This window comes from Vibrio sp. 10N.286.45.E10 (assembly GCF_002874195.2).
GTDB lineage: Bacteria > Pseudomonadota > Gammaproteobacteria > Enterobacterales > Vibrionaceae > Vibrio > Vibrio crassostreae.
Genome location: NZ_MCWD02000001.1, coordinates 895,656 through 915,692, shown reverse-complemented (window position 1 = coordinate 915,692; position 20,037 = coordinate 895,656). Strand labels below are relative to the sequence as shown.

17 protein-coding genes and 1 pseudogene are annotated in these 20,037 nt (G+C 44.0%); 4 read left to right on the top strand and 14 right to left on the bottom strand.

Annotated features, from left to right (window positions below; genetic code table 11):
* Positions 1-26 precede the first annotated feature (26 nt).
* The 4 genes from BCU34_RS04065 to BCU34_RS04050 all read right to left on the bottom strand — a co-directional run bounded on the left by BCU34_RS04065 (position 27) and on the right by BCU34_RS04050 (position 5,146).
* A complete protein-coding gene (locus BCU34_RS04065; protein WP_102480775.1) occupies positions 27-980 on the bottom strand; it encodes a class I SAM-dependent methyltransferase in 954 nt (317 codons plus the stop codon).
* 8 nt (positions 981-988) lie between these two features.
* Complete coding sequence (locus BCU34_RS04060; RefSeq protein WP_004734618.1) at positions 989-1,687, bottom strand: TIGR01621 family pseudouridine synthase; 699 nt, start codon at positions 1,685-1,687, stop codon at positions 989-991.
* A 179-nt stretch (positions 1,688-1,866) separates the two neighbouring features.
* Positions 1,867-3,483: a methyl-accepting chemotaxis protein gene (locus tag BCU34_RS04055; protein ID WP_102452951.1), complete on the bottom strand. Its 1,617-nt coding sequence runs from the start codon at positions 3,481-3,483 to the stop codon at positions 1,867-1,869.
* A gap of 229 nt (positions 3,484-3,712) precedes the next feature.
* Positions 3,713-5,146 carry a sodium-dependent transporter gene (locus tag BCU34_RS04050; RefSeq protein ID WP_012604350.1) on the bottom strand — a complete coding sequence of 478 codons (1,434 nt, stop codon included), beginning with the start codon at positions 5,144-5,146 and terminating at the stop codon, positions 3,713-3,715.
* 367 nt (positions 5,147-5,513) lie between these two features.
* Here BCU34_RS04050 and cls point away from each other — a divergent pair, with 367 nt between their 5' ends.
* Together cls and BCU34_RS04040 are read left to right on the top strand one after the other, a co-directional pair.
* Positions 5,514-6,968 (top strand): cardiolipin synthase, encoded by a 1,455-nt coding sequence (gene cls / locus BCU34_RS04045; RefSeq protein WP_102480774.1) that lies wholly within the window; start codon positions 5,514-5,516, stop codon positions 6,966-6,968.
* 183 nt (positions 6,969-7,151) lie between these two features.
* On the top strand, positions 7,152-8,336 hold the full coding sequence (locus BCU34_RS04040) for a cystathionine beta-lyase (RefSeq protein ID WP_102480773.1): 1,185 nt from the start codon (positions 7,152-7,154) through the stop codon (positions 8,334-8,336).
* 86 nt (positions 8,337-8,422) lie between these two features.
* Here BCU34_RS04040 and BCU34_RS04035 read toward each other — a convergent pair whose 3' ends face one another.
* The 9 genes from BCU34_RS04035 to pspA all read right to left on the bottom strand — a co-directional run bounded on the left by BCU34_RS04035 (position 8,423) and on the right by pspA (position 17,174).
* Positions 8,423-8,893, bottom strand: a complete 471-nt coding sequence (locus BCU34_RS04035; protein WP_102480772.1) for a hypothetical protein — start codon at positions 8,891-8,893, stop codon at positions 8,423-8,425.
* The gene (locus tag BCU34_RS04030) at positions 8,884-9,741 is read right to left on the bottom strand and encodes a winged helix-turn-helix domain-containing protein (RefSeq protein WP_102480771.1); all 858 of its coding nucleotides are present in this window, start codon (positions 9,739-9,741) and stop codon (positions 8,884-8,886) included. The genes BCU34_RS04035 and BCU34_RS04030 overlap by 10 nt, the downstream gene beginning before the upstream one ends.
* 109 nt (positions 9,742-9,850) lie before the next feature.
* The gene (locus BCU34_RS04025; protein ID WP_055320150.1) at positions 9,851-10,417 is read right to left on the bottom strand and encodes a DNA-3-methyladenine glycosylase I; all 567 of its coding nucleotides are present in this window, start codon (positions 10,415-10,417) and stop codon (positions 9,851-9,853) included.
* Between the two features lie 76 nt (positions 10,418-10,493).
* The gene (locus BCU34_RS04020; protein ID WP_102479734.1) at positions 10,494-13,604 is read right to left on the bottom strand and encodes an efflux RND transporter permease subunit; all 3,111 of its coding nucleotides are present in this window, start codon (positions 13,602-13,604) and stop codon (positions 10,494-10,496) included.
* Entirely contained in the window at positions 13,597-14,682 is a 1,086-nt protein-coding gene (locus BCU34_RS04015; RefSeq protein ID WP_102431597.1) for an efflux RND transporter periplasmic adaptor subunit, read from the bottom strand. Before BCU34_RS04015 ends, BCU34_RS04020 begins: the two co-directional genes overlap by 8 nt.
* 1 nt (position 14,683) lies before the next feature.
* Positions 14,684-15,718, bottom strand: coding sequence for an efflux RND transporter periplasmic adaptor subunit (locus BCU34_RS04010; RefSeq protein ID WP_055320147.1), 1,035 nt, complete (start codon positions 15,716-15,718; stop codon positions 14,684-14,686).
* 157 nt (positions 15,719-15,875) lie between these two features.
* Positions 15,876-16,262 carry an envelope stress response membrane protein PspC gene (pspC, locus tag BCU34_RS04005; RefSeq protein ID WP_102433190.1) on the bottom strand — a complete coding sequence of 129 codons (387 nt, stop codon included), beginning with the start codon at positions 16,260-16,262 and terminating at the stop codon, positions 15,876-15,878.
* Positions 16,255-16,488 carry an envelope stress response membrane protein PspB gene (gene pspB, locus BCU34_RS04000; RefSeq protein WP_004734605.1) on the bottom strand — a complete coding sequence of 78 codons (234 nt, stop codon included), beginning with the start codon at positions 16,486-16,488 and terminating at the stop codon, positions 16,255-16,257. Before pspB ends, pspC begins: the two co-directional genes overlap by 8 nt.
* Before the next feature lie 14 nt (positions 16,489-16,502).
* Positions 16,503-17,174: a phage shock protein PspA gene (pspA, locus tag BCU34_RS03995; protein ID WP_102433191.1), complete on the bottom strand. Its 672-nt coding sequence runs from the start codon at positions 17,172-17,174 to the stop codon at positions 16,503-16,505.
* A 270-nt stretch (positions 17,175-17,444) separates the two neighbouring features.
* Here pspA and BCU34_RS03990 point away from each other — a divergent pair.
* Positions 17,445-18,083: pseudogene (locus BCU34_RS03990) on the top strand (sigma 54-interacting transcriptional regulator); the annotation flags it as partial.
* Between the two features lie 4 nt (positions 18,084-18,087).
* Here BCU34_RS03990 and BCU34_RS03985 read toward each other — a convergent pair.
* Positions 18,088-19,224: an ISAs1 family transposase gene (locus tag BCU34_RS03985; RefSeq protein WP_108145208.1), complete on the bottom strand. Its 1,137-nt coding sequence runs from the start codon at positions 19,222-19,224 to the stop codon at positions 18,088-18,090.
* Between the two features lie 206 nt (positions 19,225-19,430).
* On the opposite strand from BCU34_RS03985, the gene BCU34_RS03980 reads away from it, so the two are divergent.
* The gene (locus tag BCU34_RS03980) at positions 19,431-20,018 is read left to right on the top strand and encodes a hypothetical protein (protein ID WP_102479704.1); all 588 of its coding nucleotides are present in this window, start codon (positions 19,431-19,433) and stop codon (positions 20,016-20,018) included.
* Positions 20,019-20,037 lie beyond the last annotated feature (19 nt).

Sequence of the window (20,037 nt, the reverse complement as noted above, 5' to 3'; positions counted from 1 at the left end):
TTTTTCTAACTGGTGTTTAGAATCAATTAAGCGTCAGCAGAAGCGCCTATCTTAAACCTCAAAACCTTGAGGCTCGAATCAAGGTCGACATCGACAAACTCAGGCGGGTTGTCTAGGCGTTCAATAAACTCAACGCTTGGTGCTTCTTCTACCATCGTCTCAATCAGGAAGTTTGGTGATACAGCAGGTGAATTCACACAGGCAATCACTTCACCACCTTCTGTTAGAAGCTCAGGCAAACGACGTAAGATTTTTTTATAATCTTTAGTTAGAGCAAAGCTGCCTTTTTGGAACGAAGGTGGATCGATGATAACCAACTCGTAAGGGCCGCCCTTCTTGATTTTCCCCCACGACTTAAAGATATCGTAGCCAAGGAAGTTAACCGATCGCATGTCGTGCTCATTAAGACGGTGGTTATCACGACCTTTATTCAACGAGCCGCGAGACATATCCACGTTCATGCATTGACGAGCACCACCAGCGATAGCCGCGACAGAGAAGCCACAAGTATATGCGAACAGGTTAAGAACATTCTTATCCTTGGCATTATCTTGTACCCACTGGCGACCATTACGCATGTCTAAAAACAAACCGAAGTTCTGATTACGGCCAATGTCTAGTTGGTACTTAAGACCGTGTTCAACCACGACGGGTGAGTCATTGAGTTCACCCCATAAAACCTCTGACGGCGCACCATCGGCATAACGATGTTGCAGAACAATACTGGTGCCCTGCTTTGCTTGCCAGATGTCTTTATTAGTCAGATCAACCAATCCGGCTTTGAGAGATGATAAGAATTCGTCATCCACCTCTTTGAATACGTTAACCAATAACTGCCCATCAACCCAATCACATGTCAGTTGATCTAGACCTGGCCAAAACTTACCACGACCGTGAAAAATACGGCGTAGTTCATTCGGCACTTCATTAAGTTGCTGTTCAATATGACTAAAAAACAGAGGTAAAGCTGATGCTTCCATTATTTCACTCACTTAGTGTTTAGCTTTGGCCAAGTTAATGACCAAGGTTCAAGCCAGTTGTCTAAACCATTAGACACGATCTCTTGATGCCACTTCTCACCCAAGGAGTTTAGGCTTCTTGGATCGCAGACATATTCGTAGGCTTGTGATTGATAGGTAAATCGAATCGCGAAGGCATGCAGATAACCTCTGTCAGCCTCACTCGATGGATTATAAATAGGGTCACCAACAATGGCTGAGCCGATCGACTTCATCGCGACACGGATCTGGTGAGTTCTTCCCGTATAGGGTTTACATAAAAATAGACGCTCACCGGGTTCAGCCGTTGCAGATAAAAACTGGGTAATCGCTGGGTTTTCTTTGCTTGTCAGTAACTTCCAGCTCGAGCGTCGTGAACGCTCCATATCTCCTGAAATCAGCCCCTGCTTTTTCTTAGGCTTCTTCGAACCAATCGCAAGGTAGTACTTCTCGACTTCACGCTTTGCGAACAGCTGTGAAAGCTCACTTGCTGCCGAAGCATTTTTTGCCAGCAGTAGAATACCTGATGTCATTTTATCGAGACGATGGACTAGGTATAGCTTCGGCTCGTTGATTGCTTTAGCAACTTCTTGCAACAACATGGTATCACCATCGTCTTTATGGACGCTGACGCCAGGATGTTTGTTTATGAGTAAAAAATCAGAGTGGTTCAGAAGAATGTCGAACATTTAAAGGCTAGCTCCATTGTAGAACGTGGAGTATACCGTGTCTGAACCCAGATTCCAGCTACGAAAAAGCCCAACTCACTCAATAAATATTGAATCATTGGGCTTCTTTTCAGCAAGTAGCGATCAGTGCTTGGTCTTTGTTCTATTGGCATTCGGAAAATAGAACAAAGCCACCCGCCCTACGCGAGTTTGAACTTACCGACTAATGCTTCTAGCTCAGCAACTTTAGCGTTCAAGCCTGAGGTATTTTCAGAGCTGCGAGTCGCTAATTGCAAAGACTGCTCAGAAATATCACTGATCGCCGTAATATCCGCTGCAATTTCTTTGGTCACCGCTGTCTGTTCTTCTGCCGCTGTCGCGATAGAATTGACCATGCTTTGTACATTGCCAGCACCACTTACAATCGCTTCTAGCGCCGAAACTGCGCCAGAGCTTTGCTCAACACCAATCTCAACTAGACGACAGTTATCTTGAGTGTAAGTCACCGCTTCTTGCGTACCAGATTGAATCGACTGAATGATACCAGACACTTCTTGAGTCGCTTTGGTCGTTCTCTCTGCCAGTGCTCGTACTTCATCAGCAACCACTGCAAATCCACGTCCAAACTCGCCAGCACGTGCCGCTTCAATCGCAGCATTCAGCGCCAGTAGATTGGTTTGCCCAGCGATGTCCTCGATTACCTTAATAACGCTGCCAATCTGTTCGCCATGTGAACCTAGCGTATTCATTTGTAGCGACATGTCGCTCATTTGAGTCGACACTTGTTGGATACTTGCCACCATTTCAACAATCACGTTACGGCCATCTTCTGCTGACGTTTCTGAGCGACGCGCCTCTTCATAAGTAGAAGTACCTTGCTGAGCGACTTCAGAAATGGTCAAGCTTAGCTCTTCTGCGGCAGTCGCAATCAGGTTAGCTTTATCAGCTTGCGCAGAGGCACCCGAAACGATGTCTTGACTGATTGATGATAGCTCACCTGTCACCGATTGAACTTGGTTCGTCACAGAAGAGATTGAACCCAATAGGTCGACCAAAGATTTCTGCATTTGGTTAATCGACGTAGCAAGATCGGCCAGTTCATCGCCAGAATCATCAACAATATCTCCAGCGGTAAGGTCGCCATTTGCCACGCGTCGCGCAACTTGTTCAACACGAGTTAGACGGTTAGTGATGGAGCTAGATAATACAAACGCAATCACACAACCAAACACAATCGCAATGGCAGACAACACCATGATGGTACGTTCGATGGTGGTAAACGAATCGGTTAATACAAGCAGCGATTGTTCTGTATCGGCACGCTCACTTGCAGACGCTTGGTCCAGTAAGTTTTCAACCGGGATTAGATTGCTCTCATATAAGGAGCGAAGCTGCTGGATATTCGATAACAGCGCAGACTCATCGTTGATCATAGGTACAAGCTTAGATTCAAACTCTTGAGTAAAGCGCCCCATCAGGTCTTCAATTCGCTCAATACGGCGATGGTCTTCTGAACCTCGACTCTCTAAACGTTTTGCTTCTTTAATAGCCTGAGCAAATTCATTCTTGTTGGTTCGATAATCATTAAGCGCATTGTCGGCCTGAGTAATCGCACCAAGTGCATCGCGATAAACATCCCCAGCTTCATCTATCAATACAAGGTAGGTCACCGTTCCCGGTACATCATCCATTCTAATTTCATCAGCGCTCTTGTGAGCTCCAATGACTTCTATCCATACAATACCGACTAACGTGACAAGCACCGCCAATATAGAGCCAAACCCGGCGTACAACTTCTTCCTAACTGACAATTTCACACAACACCTACTTAAATAAAATACAGCTCAATCAGCTATTACTTTTCATTATATCGGCTACCAGACCAATAACTTTAAGTGTTTATTTTTCTTTGATAATTAAGTTAGTAGCATAAAAAAACGGGAGCCAATGGCTCCCGTTTCTTAACTTACTTTAACTCGCGATTGTAGCTACTAATAACTATGGTTTCTTAGAGCTATAGCTTCTTAGACCTATAGCTTCTCAGAACTATAACTTCTTAGAGATAAGCGCAGAGCCAGCAATGATACCAATACCTAGTAGCATGATTGCACCTTTACCGCTGTCGAAGCCAGAAGAGATACCCATGAACGCTACGATAGCGATAGCTACTGGGATGATGTACTTAACAAGTGTGTACCATAGACCGAATAGAGGGAAAGATACTTCACCGTCGTTAGTGATTTCTTTCTCTAGGTCAGCACGGTTCAGTCTCCAACCAGCGAAGATACATACCAACATACCGCCAACTGCCAGGAAGATTTTATCCGTTAGTAAGTCGAAGATATCGAATGCACCAGTACCAAACAATGTTGGACCGAAGCCGCCAAGTGATAGAGAAGCGAAGATACATAGAATCGCCATCACTACACTTGCAGACAGTACTGCAGTCACACGCTTCATGCCTTTCTCATCGATTAGGTACGAAACCACAACTTCAAGTAGAGATACTGAAGAAGTTAGTGCCGCAACACTTAGACCAACGAAGAACATTAGAGCAAATAGAAGACCAACTACGCCGCCCATTTCAGCGAATAGCTGAGGAACAACAACGAATACTAGACCAGGACCCGCCGCAGGTTCCATACCAAATGCGAACATTGCAGGGAACATTGCAACACCAGCTAGGATAGCAACGCCTGTATCCATCGCCGTAACCATAGCTGTAGTTTGAACTAGGTTCTCTTTCTTCTTAAGGTAAGAACCGTAAGTCAACATACAACCCATACCAAGAGATAATGAGAAGAATGCTTGACCTAGTGCAGCTAGAATTACACCGCTGTCTACTTTAGAGAAATCAGGGCTGAATAGGAATTCAAGACCAGCCATCGCGCCCGGAAGCATTAGGCCTTTGATTGATACCACGATAAGGATGATGAAAAGAAGTGGCATCAGAATCTTACCCGCTTTCTCAATACCGCCAGAAATACCCTTCATAACGATAACAACGTTAAGTAGTAGGTATAGGCCCATCCACATAAGTGGTTGAACTGGGTTTGAGATAAAGCCACCGAAGCTGTCACCAATTGCTTCAGGTGCGTCTAGTAGACCACCAGCAATCTTACCGATGTATGCGATAGACCAGCCACCTACTACAGGGTAGAAACCCATGATAAGTAGACCACTGACTACGCCGATAACACCAGCGAACGTCCAACGACGGTCAGTTGATTTAAATGCACCTACTGCTGATTTTTGCGTATGACGGCCAATCGCAAATTCAGTCAGCATGACACTGAAACCGATGAAGATTACAAAAAACAGGTAAATTGCAACGAATGCACCGCCGCCACTTTCGCCTGCTGTGTAAGGGAATTTCCAGATGTTACCTAGACCAACAGCAGAACCTGCTGCAGCCATTACGAATCCTAACTTCGAACCCCAGGTATCGCGGGGTGTTGTGGTTGTATTACTAGTAGCCACGTGTACTCCAAACTTTTGTGTTGTGTGATGTTGTGTTTTGCTTTGGGTGGCGTCTTTAAAAGATAAGGTGTATAAAAAAATTTACACACTTAAAAGATTTGATTGACGCTCATTGTATGGCAAGTAAACCAGTTTAAGAATAAAATTGGAAGTCCGAACCGTACATATTTCGTTACCAATGTAAATTTTTATGGTTAAATGCCGTCTTTTTATACAAAACAATCGTTTTCGTCTTAAGTTAACCAAAACTTAACAACTATAACCTGTTTACAGCTTTTGCTCTATTTTGTAAATAGTTGATTCCTTAAATTCCCATATCCTCAAAATAGCATTACTATCTAAGTGTCTCTTTTTTCGAGTATTCAATGTGGAAAAGCTCTACCATTTTTTAACTTTAGCTTCCGTTGCTTTGTACTGGGTTCTCGTCGCCGGTGTGACTTTCCGTGTCGTACTAAAACGACGCTCTGTCAGCGTTTCTCTCGCGTGGTTGATGGTTATCTACATTATCCCGATTGTTGGCGTGGGCTGTTACTTCCTTTTCGGCGAGCTAAACCTAGGTAGAAAGCGGGCTGAGCGCGCACATCGCATGTTTACTCCGTTCGGTGATTGGTTCCGCCAATTAAATGATTGTCAGGTTCACCTTCCAGGTAAAGTTGGCTCCCCAATCCACAAGATTGATGAGCTTTGTAATAATCGAATGGGTATACCTGCACTTAGTGGAAACACACTTTCACTGCAAGCTTCACCCAATGAGATCCTACACGCAATTATCGAAGATATAGAAAACGCACAAACCAGTATCAAAATGGTTTTCTACATTTGGCATCCTGGTGGTCTAACCGACTCCGTAGCCTCTGCACTGATTCGAGCGGCCAAACGTGGCGTCGATGTTAAGGTTTTACTCGATTCAGCAGGTAGTCCACGCTTTTTCAAAAGCCATTGGCGTTCAATGATGAAAGACGCTGGTGTGCAAGTTGTGCAAGCATTAGAAGTAAGCCCATGGCGTATTTTCTTACGTCGCCTTGATTTAAGACAGCACCGTAAGATCATCGTGATTGATGAATCCATCGCCTATACCGGTTCAATGAATATGGTGGATCCGGCGCATTTCAAGCAGAGTTCAGGCGTTGGTCAATGGATCGACGTAATGGTCCGAGTCACCGGGCCAACCGTTAACGTGCTTTCGGCCATTCATGGTTGGGATTGGGAAGTAGAAACAGGCGAACGCATTCTTCCTGATTTACCTGAATGCCCGATTGAAGAAATAATGACGCACCATCCGGTTCAGGTCGTTCCGTCTGGTCCTGGTATGCCGGAATATTTGATCCTACAAGTTCTGACTATTGCCATTAATCAAGCCAATCGTTCTGTGCGCATCACTACACCTTATTTTGTACCGAGTGCCGACTTGTTAGAAACGCTAAAAATGACAGCGCAAAGGGGCGTAAACGTAGAACTGATCATTCCACACAACAACGATTCATTGATGGTTAAATGGGCTTCTCGCGCTTTCTATACAGAGTTACTTGAAGCTGGCGTTAAGATTTACGAGTTTTACGGTGGCCTTCTTCACACCAAATCGGTAGTGATTGATGAAGAGTTTTGCTTAATCGGAACGGTCAATATCGACATGCGCAGCCTGTGGCTAAACTTCGAAGTGACGCTAGCCGTTGATGACGTACACTTCACCAAGCAACTGTTTGATTTGCAGCAATCCTATATTGAATCATCTCATCCAGTGGAATTGGAGCAATGGGAGCAGAGAAATTTACGTAACCGCTTCTTCGAACGATTGTTCTATTTGTTCAATCCCCTGCTGTAATCCAATCAATGGACCCACTGCGACTCATATCTCTCTGCTTATCAGATTTTTGACCTTTCACGATAAACGACGTGAAAGGTTAAAAAGCGAAAGAAAAGCATAAAAACTCTCCCTCTGCTCTTGCTTTGAATGCTATTGGCATGTTTTAAATAGGACATAACCGATTGATAAGGAATTCACAGCATGTCCGAGAACAAAACCACTAAACTGATCACTGCTGGTCGTGATAAGAAGTGGACCAATGGTGTCGTTAACCCACCAGTACAGCGCGCCTCTACTGTCGTGTTCAACTCAGTAGAAGAAAAGCGTAAAGCTACGATTAATCGCGCTAATAAAACGCTTTTTTACGGACGCCGTGGAACCAACACTCACTTCGCTTTCCAAGATGCCATGGTTGAAGTCGAGGGCGGCGCAGGCTGTGCACTTTACCCTTGTGGTACTGCAGCCATTTCAAATGCCATTCTTTCTTTTGTAGAAACAGGCGATCATATTCTGATGGTCGACACCTGCTACGAACCGACGCGTGATTTCTGTGACACCATCATGAAGAAGATGGGTGTAGAGACGACCTACTACGAGCCAACGATCGGTGAAGGCATCCAAGACCTTATTAAGCCAAACACTAAGGTGCTGTTTACCGAATCTCCGGGTTCAGTCACCATGGAAGTGCAAGACATTCCAACGCTAGCGCGTATTGCTCATGAACACGACATCATCGTGATGCTCGATAACACTTGGGCTGCTGGTGTTAACTTCTCACCGTTTGATTTCGGTGTTGATATCTCGATTCAAGCAGCAACCAAATACATCGTTGGTCACTCTGATGTGATGCTAGGGACTGCGGTAGCCAATGAAAAATGTTGGGACCAGTTAAGAGAACAGAGCTACCTGATGGGGCAATGTGTTTCGCCAGATGATGCTTACCTCGGCCTTCGTGGTATTCGTACTCTTGATGTTCGCCTACGCCAACACGCAGAAAGCAGCTTGAAAGTGGCAAAATGGTTAGAGACTCGCCCTGAGATTGACCACGTTCGTCACCCTGCGCTTGAATCTTGTCCTGGTCATGAGTTCTTTAAACGAGATTTTACTGGCGGGAATGGCTTGTTCTCTTTCGTGCTGAAGAACTCAAATACCAAAGCGACCACAGCGCTGCTTGATGGTATGACGCACTTTAGTATGGGTTACTCATGGGGTGGTTTCGAAAGCTTGATTCTAGCGAATGAACCAAGCAGCTTTAACAGCCTAAGAACAGTAGCGAACCCTAACTTCGAAGGGACTTTGATTCGTGTTCATATCGGCTTAGAAGACGTTGATGATCTGATTGCAGACCTAGAAGCAGGGTTAGAGCGTTACAACGCGCTCGTTTAATTAAAATCGTTAACAGACGCAGACCAAAAAGGCAGGATATTCCTGCCTTTTTCAGATTAGCGTATTAGACACATAGCTTTAAAAAGCTACTGAACGTTAAAACACGCCCAATTGAATATTTCAGTTCGATGTTCATTGAACATATACAAAGACTGATCCTTCACTGCAATAGCGTAGTCAATCGTCACCCCTTTATACTCACTGTAATCATTGTTAATAATAGGATCATGAAAAGGCGTTGCAGTTCTCACATCAATAATACTCATCGACAAACTATCCCCATCAAGGCCATAGTAACCAGAATAAAGATTTTCCATTGTAGCTTCGTTACCGTCTTTCTCAGTTATCGTCACAAACTCTCTCATACTAAAAGTTTGGTCAGACTGAAAAGTAATGCTCATTCGCTCATAAAGCGATTGATACGGTTGGAATGCCTGAGATAAAAAATCCGTTTTTAGCGTTTTACAGTGCCAGCGAGTGCCAGCCAATGCGTTCTGTTCCAGAAAAAAGCTTGCTGTAGCAATTGCCAATAGAATGAGTAAGCCAATTAGTCGCAAAAGTTACTCCTCTTTTCCATGTACTGAGTAAACGAATCAAAAGACGACTCTACATTGAAAATAGAAGCGCTATAGTTCAAAGCCTCACCACTCTTCCTTTGAATCAACATGTATAGCGTATCATCTTCGGGCTGGTCTACTGATGGGTAGATACGGACAAAAACATCAACATTGCAGTGGCTAGGTATCACATCCGTTAGCTTTTTAGTGATCGCAGGCAGCGAATAGGATTCATTGTGCGCAACATGGAAAAAGTAGTGATTAGTATTGTCTGTGTAACTGCCGCGGTACTCGGCTTTATCAATAAAATAAGGCAGTGGCGTATAATAGGTTTTGAAAAGATTGAACGCCGTTACGACGACACAAATCAATGCGACTAAGTAGCCCGCTTTAATTAAGTGCGCATTACTCTTTGAATCTGAGGGTTCTAATTCAGTTGCAGCCAACACTTCTTGATCGACAGGTGAAGAGTTTAATTTAGATGCCTTCGCAGTCATTTGAGAAGGCACAATTTCAGTTTTACTAGGTTTTATCGATTCATCGATTTCAAGTAAATAACCCGTTTTACTGACCGTGCGAATCGTTGCACAGCCACAAGTCACTCGCGATAACGTTTTTCTAATCTTAGATATCACGTTAGTGAGCGCTTGCTCTGAGACAATCACATTGCCCCAGCACCTATCAAATATTAGGCCTCGTTCAACACACTCACCAGTATTTTCAAGTAAGAACAGAAACACCTTACCTTCTATCGGCGCGATAGTTTCTACGTGGCCATCGTCACGCACAAACTGCCTTAGCAAGGGATCATAACTAACATCACAAATTTGGTAGCTTTGTTGTTTCACTATCGTCTTCTAGGTTTGAATTTGGTCGAGTATGATATTGAATAGTTTATAAATGACCAGTGAATTTTCCTATATTAACGCAATTATTTTTCGACGATAAATAACACCTTTATTTATGCGGACAACCTACGATATGGTCATTAACCATACCTGTCGCTTGCATGAACGCATAACAGATTGTTTCCCCTACAAACTTAAAGCCTCTCTTCTTCAAAAACTTACTCATCGCTTTAGATTGCTCGGTAGAAGCGGGAACTTGAGACATCTCGGTCCATTGATTCACAATCACCTCATTATCAACAAACTGCCATAAAGCATTTGAAAGAGAGCCGAACTCTTTCTGTAATTCAAGCGTAGCTCGCGCATTGTTGTATACCGAAGCAATCTTGCCCTTGTGTTTAACGACATCGAAGTTTTCAATGATGTGCGGCACGTTGTCTTCATTCAACTCAGCTAACTTGTTTAACTCGTAATTATCGAATGCGGCACGATAGCCTTCACGCTTTTTGAGAATCGTAATCCAACTTAGACCTGCCTGAGCGCCTTCCAAGGTAATGAACTCAAACAGAACTTGGTCATCATAAACAGGCACGCCCCACTCTGCATCGTGGTACTCCCTTTCAAGCTCGTGCTTAAGCGCCCATGCACAAGTTCTATCCGATGTATTTACTTCCATTTTTTATTCTCTTCTATCAATCGATATATAAAAATAATGCCCCATTTAGGGGCATTATTTCAAAGGTTAGTTGACGTTAAGCCACTTCAATTTTATGGAATAAACGATACAGCACAGGTACTACGATTAGCGTGAGTACAGTCGCAAAGCCTAAACCAAACATGATGGTTACTGCCATTGGTTTGAAGAAGATATCCGGTAGTAGAGGGATCATACCTAGAATCGTGGTGATCGCTGCCATACATACCGGACGAACACGACTCAGTGCCGCATCAACAACCGCTACATATGGATCTTTACCTGACTTCATCTCAATCTCAATTTGATCAAGCAGTACGATACCGTTCTTCAGAAGCATCCCAGATAGACTCAGGAAGCCCAACAGCGCCATAAAGCCGAATGGTGTATTCAAGGCTAGCAAGCCTGTCGTCACCCCTATCAACGCCAATGGAACCGTTAACCAAACAATCAGAGGCTCTTTCACCGAGTTAAACAAGAACACGGTAATTAAGAACATGAACAAGTAACCAAGAGGCATGGTTGTGAACAGTGACGCCTGTGCATCTGCTGACGACTCATATTCACCACCCCATTCCAATGAGTAACCCGGAGGCATCTCAATCGCTTCAATTTGTGGTTGTAAGCGTTTCTGTAAAGTTGATGCTGTCTCTTCACCCAATAGATCAGGGTCCGCCATTACCGTCAGCATACGCTTACGGTTCTTACGGATGATCAGTGGGTCTTCCCACTCTAACTCATAACCAAGTGTTACTTGTTGCAGCGGGATATACTCACTTAATGCAGGGCTCCAGATCTTCATGCCTTCGATGTTACGTATATCAACACGCTCATCTTCAGGTAAACGAGCCACAATCGGCATCAGCGTTGTACCATCACGGTACACACCAATCGACTTACCAGAGAAAGACATCGCGAGGAAGTCATCGACATCAGACTTGGTGATACCATAACGACGCGCTTGACTTTCGTTGAACTGAGGCTCTAACACCTTAGTTCTATCACGCCAATCATGACGAATATTAAATGCTCCAGAATCAGCTCGCATGATATCCATCACTTGAGCGGCAATTGAACGTAATACTGTTGGATCAGAACCAACAATTCGCGCTTCAATCTTCGCACCACCACCAGGGCCTAATTCAATCTGCTTGAGCTTATAGTCGATCTCAGGGAACTGACCATTTACGTGCTCACGAAAGCGTTTCATCAGCCCTTCAAGCACTTCGTAGCTCTTCACACGGACCGTTATTTCGCCATACGCGCTATAACTTTTCTCTGGTGCGTAAGTCAGCATGAAACGTTGCAGGCCTTTACCCGCAGTCGTCGTGATGTGCTCAACTTCGTCCTGATCAGCCAACCAACTCTCAAGCACTTTAAGCTTGGTATTGGTCGCTCGAATATCAGTACCTTCCGGCATCCAGACGTCAACTTGGAACATCGGTGTTGTCGAGGATGGGAAGAAGGCTTGTTTTACAAAACCAAAGCCGTAAACGCTTGCGCCCAAACCAATAATCAGAACAAACATGGTTAACCAAGCACGCTTCATACAGAACTCAAGGAAGTTTTTGTAGATCACAAAAACCATCCCGTTGTATGGGTCTTTACCTTCGTTCTCTGAGTCGACCTTTTGACCTTTAAAGAACATGTCAGCAAAGAACGGCGTGAGCGAGATGGCAGTAAACCAACTCAGCATCAAAGAAATCAGTAGCACTGTGAACAAGGTGCCACAGTACTCACCTGTTGAGTCCTCGGATAAACCGATAGGAGCAAACGCAGTCACCGCAATCACCGTTGCCCCCAACAGCGGCCATTTGGTTTGGGTCACGATATCGGTGGCGGCCTGCATCCGGGTTCGCCCCTTCTGCGTGCCGATCAATATCCCTTCCACCACCACAATGGCATTATCCACCAGCATCCCCAGAGCGATAACCAACGCGCCTAATGAGATACGTTGAAGGTCAATCTTGAAGTACTGCATGAAAATAAAGGTACCGAAAACGGTCAACAACAATATCAAACCGATCAACAGACCAGAGCGTAGCCCCATGAAGAACAGCAGAACCACGATTACAATCGCAACCGCCTGCCCCAAACTCACCACAAATCCACTTACTGACTTATCTACCTCTTTGGGTTGGTTATAAACCTCAGAGATATCGATACCGATGGGCTGCTGATATTTCAGCTCGGCGAGTCTTCGGTCAAAGGCTTCACCCACCGCCACAACGTTTACACCTTGCGCAAAGGATACCCCAAGGTTGAGCGCAAGCTTGCCATTGTAGCCAATGATGTTAGTAGGTACTTCAACATAACCACGAGTTACCTCTGCCACATCTTTCAGGTAGATAAGCCCTTGAGCGCCACCTTCTGTCAGAATCAAATCACCCAGTTGCTCTACATTCTGGAACTCGCCCGTAGGGTGGATACGAATGTATTCGTCACCAATTCTCACCGCACCTGCACTGGAAACAATATTTTGAGTCGATAAAAGGTTAAATACTGTGCTTGGAGACAGACCTAATGAGCTTATCCGTTTCATCGATATCTCAATGAACACTTGCTCTTGCTGCTGGCCGGATACCGAGACTTTACTGACCCCGTCGACCAGCTCTAATTCTCGCCTTAGGTAGTCAATATAATCGAGTAACTCTTTATAACTGTAGCCATCCCCCGTCACCGCCAACAAAATCCCGTAAACGTCACCGAAATCATCGATGACTTGAGGATCGTTGACGCCGGGTGGCAGTTCAACCTTAAGATCATTCACTTTTCGGCGAAGTTCATCCCAAATTTGCGGAAGATCGTCCGGGCCGTAGTTATTCTTCATCGTTACCGTTACCTGAGACAGGCCACGGCTTGAGATAGAGTTCACTTCGTCCACATAAGTAAGCTGTTGAATCGCTTTCTCTAGCGGATAGGTCACTTCCTCTTCCACTTGCTGAGGGGTAGCCCCAGGGTAAGAGGTCACTACCATTGCATCTTTGATGGTAAAGGCAGGATCTTCTAGACGACCCAAACCAAAGAATGCAGAAACACCACCAATAAGAAAGATCAGAGATAGCATCCAGCTAATGACTTTGTTACGTATAAAGTAAGAAGCAACACCTGTGATCTGATCATCACCCTGTTGATCGTCATTTTGAGGCTTGTTATTTACTTCACTCATTATTCGTCTCCTGAGGCAATACTTCCACTGTCATCCCATCTCGCAATCGCGATACGCCTGCAACAACGACATGCTGCCCCATTTCTAATCCTTTCATGATCTGCAAAGTTTTCTGGTTTGCTTTTCCTAACACGACTTGCTGCTTCGAAACGGTATTGTCATCATTCAAAACCCAAACAAATGAGTTCGTTCGGCTCAGTTCATCGCCATCCGCATTGAACACCGCCTCAATTGGAACCAAAACACCGGCTTTCAGTTCTAAACCAATATCTCGCCCATGAGAGGTAACATCGACAGCCATACCATCAAGAATCAAATCATCTTCGGGCATCGGCAATGCCAAGGTAACCGTAAAGGTACCAGTGCTTGGGTCTGGCTCTGTCGTATACTCTTTTATGCTCGCTGGATACTCATTACCACTCGGAACTCTCACCAGAGCTTCGATAGTCTTTAGTACCGCATCATTCGGTTGATTTACATATATGCGGTCTGGTAACTGGATAATGACTTCAACATCTTCGACGCTGTGAATATTGACAACTTGCTGACCGACTTGAATATTTTCGTATTGATCAACACTGACTCGGGAGATAATCCCATCAACAGGTGCAAGAAGCTTAGTAAAGGATAAGCGTAACTTAGCTAGCTCTAACTCGGCATACGCTATTTGGCGTTGAGCTGCAATTTCATCAAACTGAGATTTAGCCAACAGCCCTTTTTTGACCAACGGACTAGAGCGTCTATATTGGCTATTGATTACCGTATATCTCGCCTGAGCGTTATCAACATCTAATTGGTAGTCTGTAGGGTCGAGCTCGGCAATCAATTCCCCCGCTTTAACTCGCTGGCCTTCTTTGACATCAAGCTTAAAGATCTCACCCGCGACACGAAAACTGAGATGCGCTTTCTCTGCGGCATTCGCCACTGCTGGAAAGTACAGCTTGTCATTGAAATCCAAGACTGAAATTTCAATCGCTTTGACTAGGGGTGTATTGTCGACTTCTATTTGTGGCTTTTCTCCGCAAGCGGTTAGCAGAACTAAACATGACAAACCTGTCGCTAATTTAAATGCACTCATGTTATAGCCCCCTTTCCTTGATCCACTCTCGGACTTTAACGCCGGGTTCAAGACCATTAACACCAGAGGTTACGATGCGGTCTCCATCATTAAGCCCAGAGACAATGTGACGCTTTTCATCAATCACAATTGCCACATTCTCAACAATACCGTCACTGTTTACGCGCCAAACTGAAACATCGTCGCCATCGGTCATCATTGCTGAGGTTGGAATTTTCGTCGCAGCTGCTTTGGCAGAAACCAAATTTACGGTTCCCGACATACCAGGTAGGATGCCAATGTCAGTAGGTCTCTCCATTACCATGGTAACTTTATAAGAACCAGTTTTAGGATCCGCTTCGGTATCAACCTCTTGAAAAATCAGTTCATAAGCGTTGTCAGGAAACGCATCAAATACCATAGTCGAATCAGTTTCAAACCCGGATGAATAACGTGTAATTAGGCGATCAGGCAATAAAAATACGACTTTGAGGATTTGATTGGTTTGAATATTCATGACTCCTTGCTTCGCCGCTATGTATTCATGGTTTTCAGCTGGGATAATGGAGATGGTGCCATCGTATGGAGCAACAAGAGTGGTGTAGCGTAAATTAGCTTTCGCTTGATTGAGCTCTGCTCTTGCAGAGTTATGGTTCGCTTTTGCTTGGTCAAAATCTTGCTCAGAAACGACTCGGTCTTTACGCAATTTTATTGCACGTTGATATTGAACGTCAGACAACTTGAAATTCGCTCTGGCTTGTTTCTCCAACAATTGATATTCATCAGGGTCGAGCATTGCTAAAGGGTCACCTTTTTGCACGCTTTGTCCCGCTGTGACATCGATAGTTTGAAGTAATCCAGGTACACGGAAAGCTAATACCGCTTTGTCACCCGCTTCGGTAGTGGCAGGAAAAGTTCGTTCAAAAGCGTTGCTACCGACGGAGACAGTGAAAAGTTTGGCGGGTCTAGATTCAGGTTCAGGCACGGGAGGAAGCTCCTTACCACACCCAGACAACCCAGCTAAGGCCGTCAATAGGACAACGGAGGCTCTATACATTGGTGTTCATCCATATCTATAAATATTTTTATAACATAGATTAATCACATGTAACTTGCCAGTTATCGTAAGATTTATTTAGACAAAATTATTAAAAAAAATAACGGCTTGGGATAAATTTTCCTAAACCGTTATCTAATTTTTTGAGGTTTTAACACTAGATGTTCTTAAATGCGCGATCAACTTTGAAAGTGTCGGAGGTGACATAAGCTTCCATGTTGCGGACACTGGTCTCTAACTTCTGGAAATCCCCCTCTAAAGTGCCCAGCAAAGACTCTGCAGTCTGCCCTTTTTCCCAAGGCTTCTGCTTCAGCGTGTGCTCTTGCTTAGCTTTCATCTGATCGACATACTGAGGTGGTTGTTTTTCAAGCATAAATGTCAAAGCTAAATACGCTAACAAGACCAGAAAACTCCCCCCAAGCAGTGCTGCAGAGATAACTAAGATGCGAACCAGCCAAACTTCAAGGCCAAAGTAGTTCGCTAAGCCCGCACACACACCAGACAATTTGCCGTTAATCGTGTCTCGATACAGTTCTCTATTCATAGTTGCGTCTCCAGTTAGGCGACTCCGCATCCAGTATTTTTTCTAGTGTCTTCACACGATCTTGCATAGATTCCGCTTGCGCTGAAAGCTTGTGCAGACGCTGAAGATCCGTTTCTGAAAGACCGTTACTGGATTTCTTCTTGCTGCGGTAATGTAAGAATAACCATAGCGGAGCCACGAAGATCAAGAAGACAATCAGTGGGCCTGCAATTAGAAATGTTGACATAGAAAACTCCTAAATTATTTATCGCGGTTTTCAACTTGTTGCTTCAGTTTCGCTAGCTCTTTTTCAATTTCGTCTTGAGCTTGTAGCTCTGCAAACTCTTGATCTAAAGATTTTGCGTTGCCTGTTTTTGCGTAAACGTCTGCCTCAGCTTCTAATTCATCCACTTTACGCGAGAATTGCTCAAACTTCGCCATTGCTTCGTTGGTTTTGCTTGAATGCAGATGTTTTTGAACATCACGACGATTGCTCGCAGTATTATTGCGAATCATCAATGCTTGTTGCTTTGCACGAGTTTCTGCAATTTTAGTTTCTAGCTTGCCAATCTCACTGGTTAGCTTCTCGATGGTTTCATGAACCAATGTTTGTTCTGTATGAAGGCTCTTGATGATGTCTTCAAGTTTTTGCTTTTCAATCAGCGCTGCTCTCGCCAGATCTTCGCGTTGTTTAGTCAGTGCTAGTGTCGCTTTATTTTGCCAATCTAGAATCTGAGTTTCGATAGCTTCAACTTTACGCGCTAGCTCTTTCTTGTCTGCGATAGCTTTTGCCGAGTTAGTGCGAACTTCTACCAGCGTGTCTTCCATTTCTTGGATAATCAGGCGAATCATCTTTTCAGGATCTTCAGCCTTATCTAATAGTGCACTGATGTTTGAATTTACAATGTCTGCAAAGCGAGAAAAAATACCCATGAGGAACTCCTTAATTACAATGATGGCAAATGCGTTCTAAATCGTTGTTCGACCCTTTACTCACTTGCTCGCAAATTTACGTTTGTTATTAAACCTACCATAAGTAATCCAAGTAGCATGCCAACTTTTAAGGCATTAATTATCAGTAGCTTACAATGTAATGGCGATTAATCCGAACCATGCTATGATGAATTTAACCAAGTATTGGTATTTTTCACCACTACAGCCTAAATGACTTCCATCAGCGCTCAGCTAATACAAGGACCCGCTATGCAGCAGAACCTCATTGGTGAATCCCCTAGTTTTCTCTCTGTTTTGGATAAAGTTTCTCAACTGGCTCCAATCGAAAGACCCATTCTGATCATTGGCGAGCGTGGTACGGGTAAAGAATTGATCGCACAAAGGCTGCATTACCTTTCAAGACGTTGGGATCAACCTTTGATCTCGCTGAACTGTTCAACCCTCAGCGAAGGTTTGATTGATTCTGAGTTGTTTGGTCATGAATCCGGTTCTTTCACGGGCTCAAAAGGCCGTCATCAAGGCCGCTTTGAAAGGGCGGAGGGCGGCACTCTGTTTCTTGATGAGCTGGCAACAACCCCGCTTGCAGTTCAAGAAAAGTTGTTACGTGTTATCGAATACGGACAATATGAACGTGTTGGCGGCCAAAAGGCTTTGAGTGCCAATGTAAGACTGGTGTGTGCAACCAATGCCGACTTGCCTGAGATGGCTTTGAAAGGCGAATTCAGGGCCGATTTACTCGATAGATTGGCGTTTGATGTGATTACTATCCCGCCGCTTCGTGAACGTAAAGAAGACATCACGTTATTGGCAGAATACTACGCAATTAAGATGTGTCGTGAATTGGAATTGGAGTTGTTTGTCGGCTTTGCTCCATCAGCCGTTGAATCTAAGGCTAGCGCATTTTAACCGCAGACTCTAAAAGCACTGAGCGGTATTCATCATTCAGTGCTGCATTCTTTTTCTTTCGAGCCATACTCATCTTTTGGGTTGTATCAAACTTAAACAAGTTGAGGGCTATTTTCCTTAACGCATTAAAAGCCAACGCGCCATTTCCTTTTCTAACTCGGCATTCATCTTCTCTGAAGGTCATGTCTAACATCCAGTGCATACTCTCTACTTGCCAATGACCACGGACAGCTTTAAGTGCTTGTTCTGCATCTAATTCCAGTGAACTGATATACCAACGAGTCTCTTTGCTAACCTTGCCTGTTATGGAGTGCTCGACCTCAGAAGTGATTTTAATAATGCTTCTAAGTCCCTCCCACTGATATTGTTTAGTCAGCCATTCTTTATCAACCACAAGGTGCTCACAGTGTCGCGTCTCGATTCGACCATGTCCTGCGTCTACATCCGTGTGTTGAGCATCGTTCTTCTCGGTGAATTGCTCTCGACACGCCTTATGCCACCAAGCTTCTAGCTCTGCCTGCATCGTTGAGTGATTCCCTTTTAGGGCCAAGACATAGTCCGCTTTGCTTTGAACTATTTGTTTGGCAATCTTGCGCTGACAACCCATCGCATCGAGTGTGATGATGCAGTTCTCTATATCAAGTAAGGTTAACAATTTAGGAATAGCGGTTATTTCATTGCTTTTATCGTCAACGGCGGCCTGACCTAAAACAAGTTGGTTGGAGCAACTCCACGCACTCACCGAATGAAGCGGATTTTTTCTTCCGCGAGTATCGAAAGAGTGGCGTGCTGTTTTGCCATCTACGGCAATGATATCAGTGCCTGTCGTTTGAACTAGCGTCTTCATCCACGACTGAAACGCTTGCTCAATCTCATCTGCTCTGAGTTTGGTGATAACTTTTGTAATTGTATCGTGACGAGGGATGCCATTGAGGAATGGACGGTATTTACGAAGCCAATCTAAACGATTATGGCCGAAATCTTCGATGTCCTCCCAGCCCTCCGCGCCAGAAATCACCGCACTAATAGCAAGTAAAAGAATATCTAAGAGTTGGTGTTTTTTACATCGTTCAATGCGAGGGTCAGCGATGTTTTCGAAATGCTCTAGAAACGAATCAGACATGGAAAAGGCTCTAAATGGATAATAGTTACCAGATCTGATCCCTTAAATTAGGAAAAGTTCAAATTTATAATGATCTTGCCTTAGGGGCTTGGTGAACACTTACGATTTAGTTCCATCGATTTAAGCATCAAAGCCCTTTTTGAGCTAATCTATATGTTGAATGTATAGCTATATATTAAAAAATAATACTAAATTTGGGATTGCATATGAAAAAGATATACAATGTACTTATTCTCTTATCTACCTTTCTAACCCCATTTACTATCAGCGCAGGTGAAACACAGGCCTCGCTTGGCTTAGGGGTTTCAGACTATAGATTTAGTAATCATAATGGTGTTAATCAATTTGACGATAACGCATTTGGGGGAGTACTCCATTTAACTCATTATCCTTATTCTCGGGATGCCTTTAATGGAGAGTTATTTATGGGAGGAGGAGTGGGGTACATCAATTACGGTACTTATGATGGAAAAGTATCAACCCAGGGACCTGAGGCCGATATTGCGAAAAGGTTTAGTGTACCAGGGAAGGGACCATTTCTTTTTCTTTCTTCAAACTATCAAACAGAAGCCTGGTTTAGTAAGTTAAATATAGGGCTAATGGATTGGTCTAATAGCATCGAAGTAAATGGTATTCTTTTCAAAGAACATGGTACATCAGTAGTTTATGAAGTTGAAGTTGGTTATCGTGCGTCAGAAAATGTAGGCTTGTCGATAGGTTTAAACACAACAAGCGATAACAGTAACCATGCAACGTTATTTTTATGGAAAATAACATACAACTTTCCTAATTAGGCCAACCACATGGGTATCT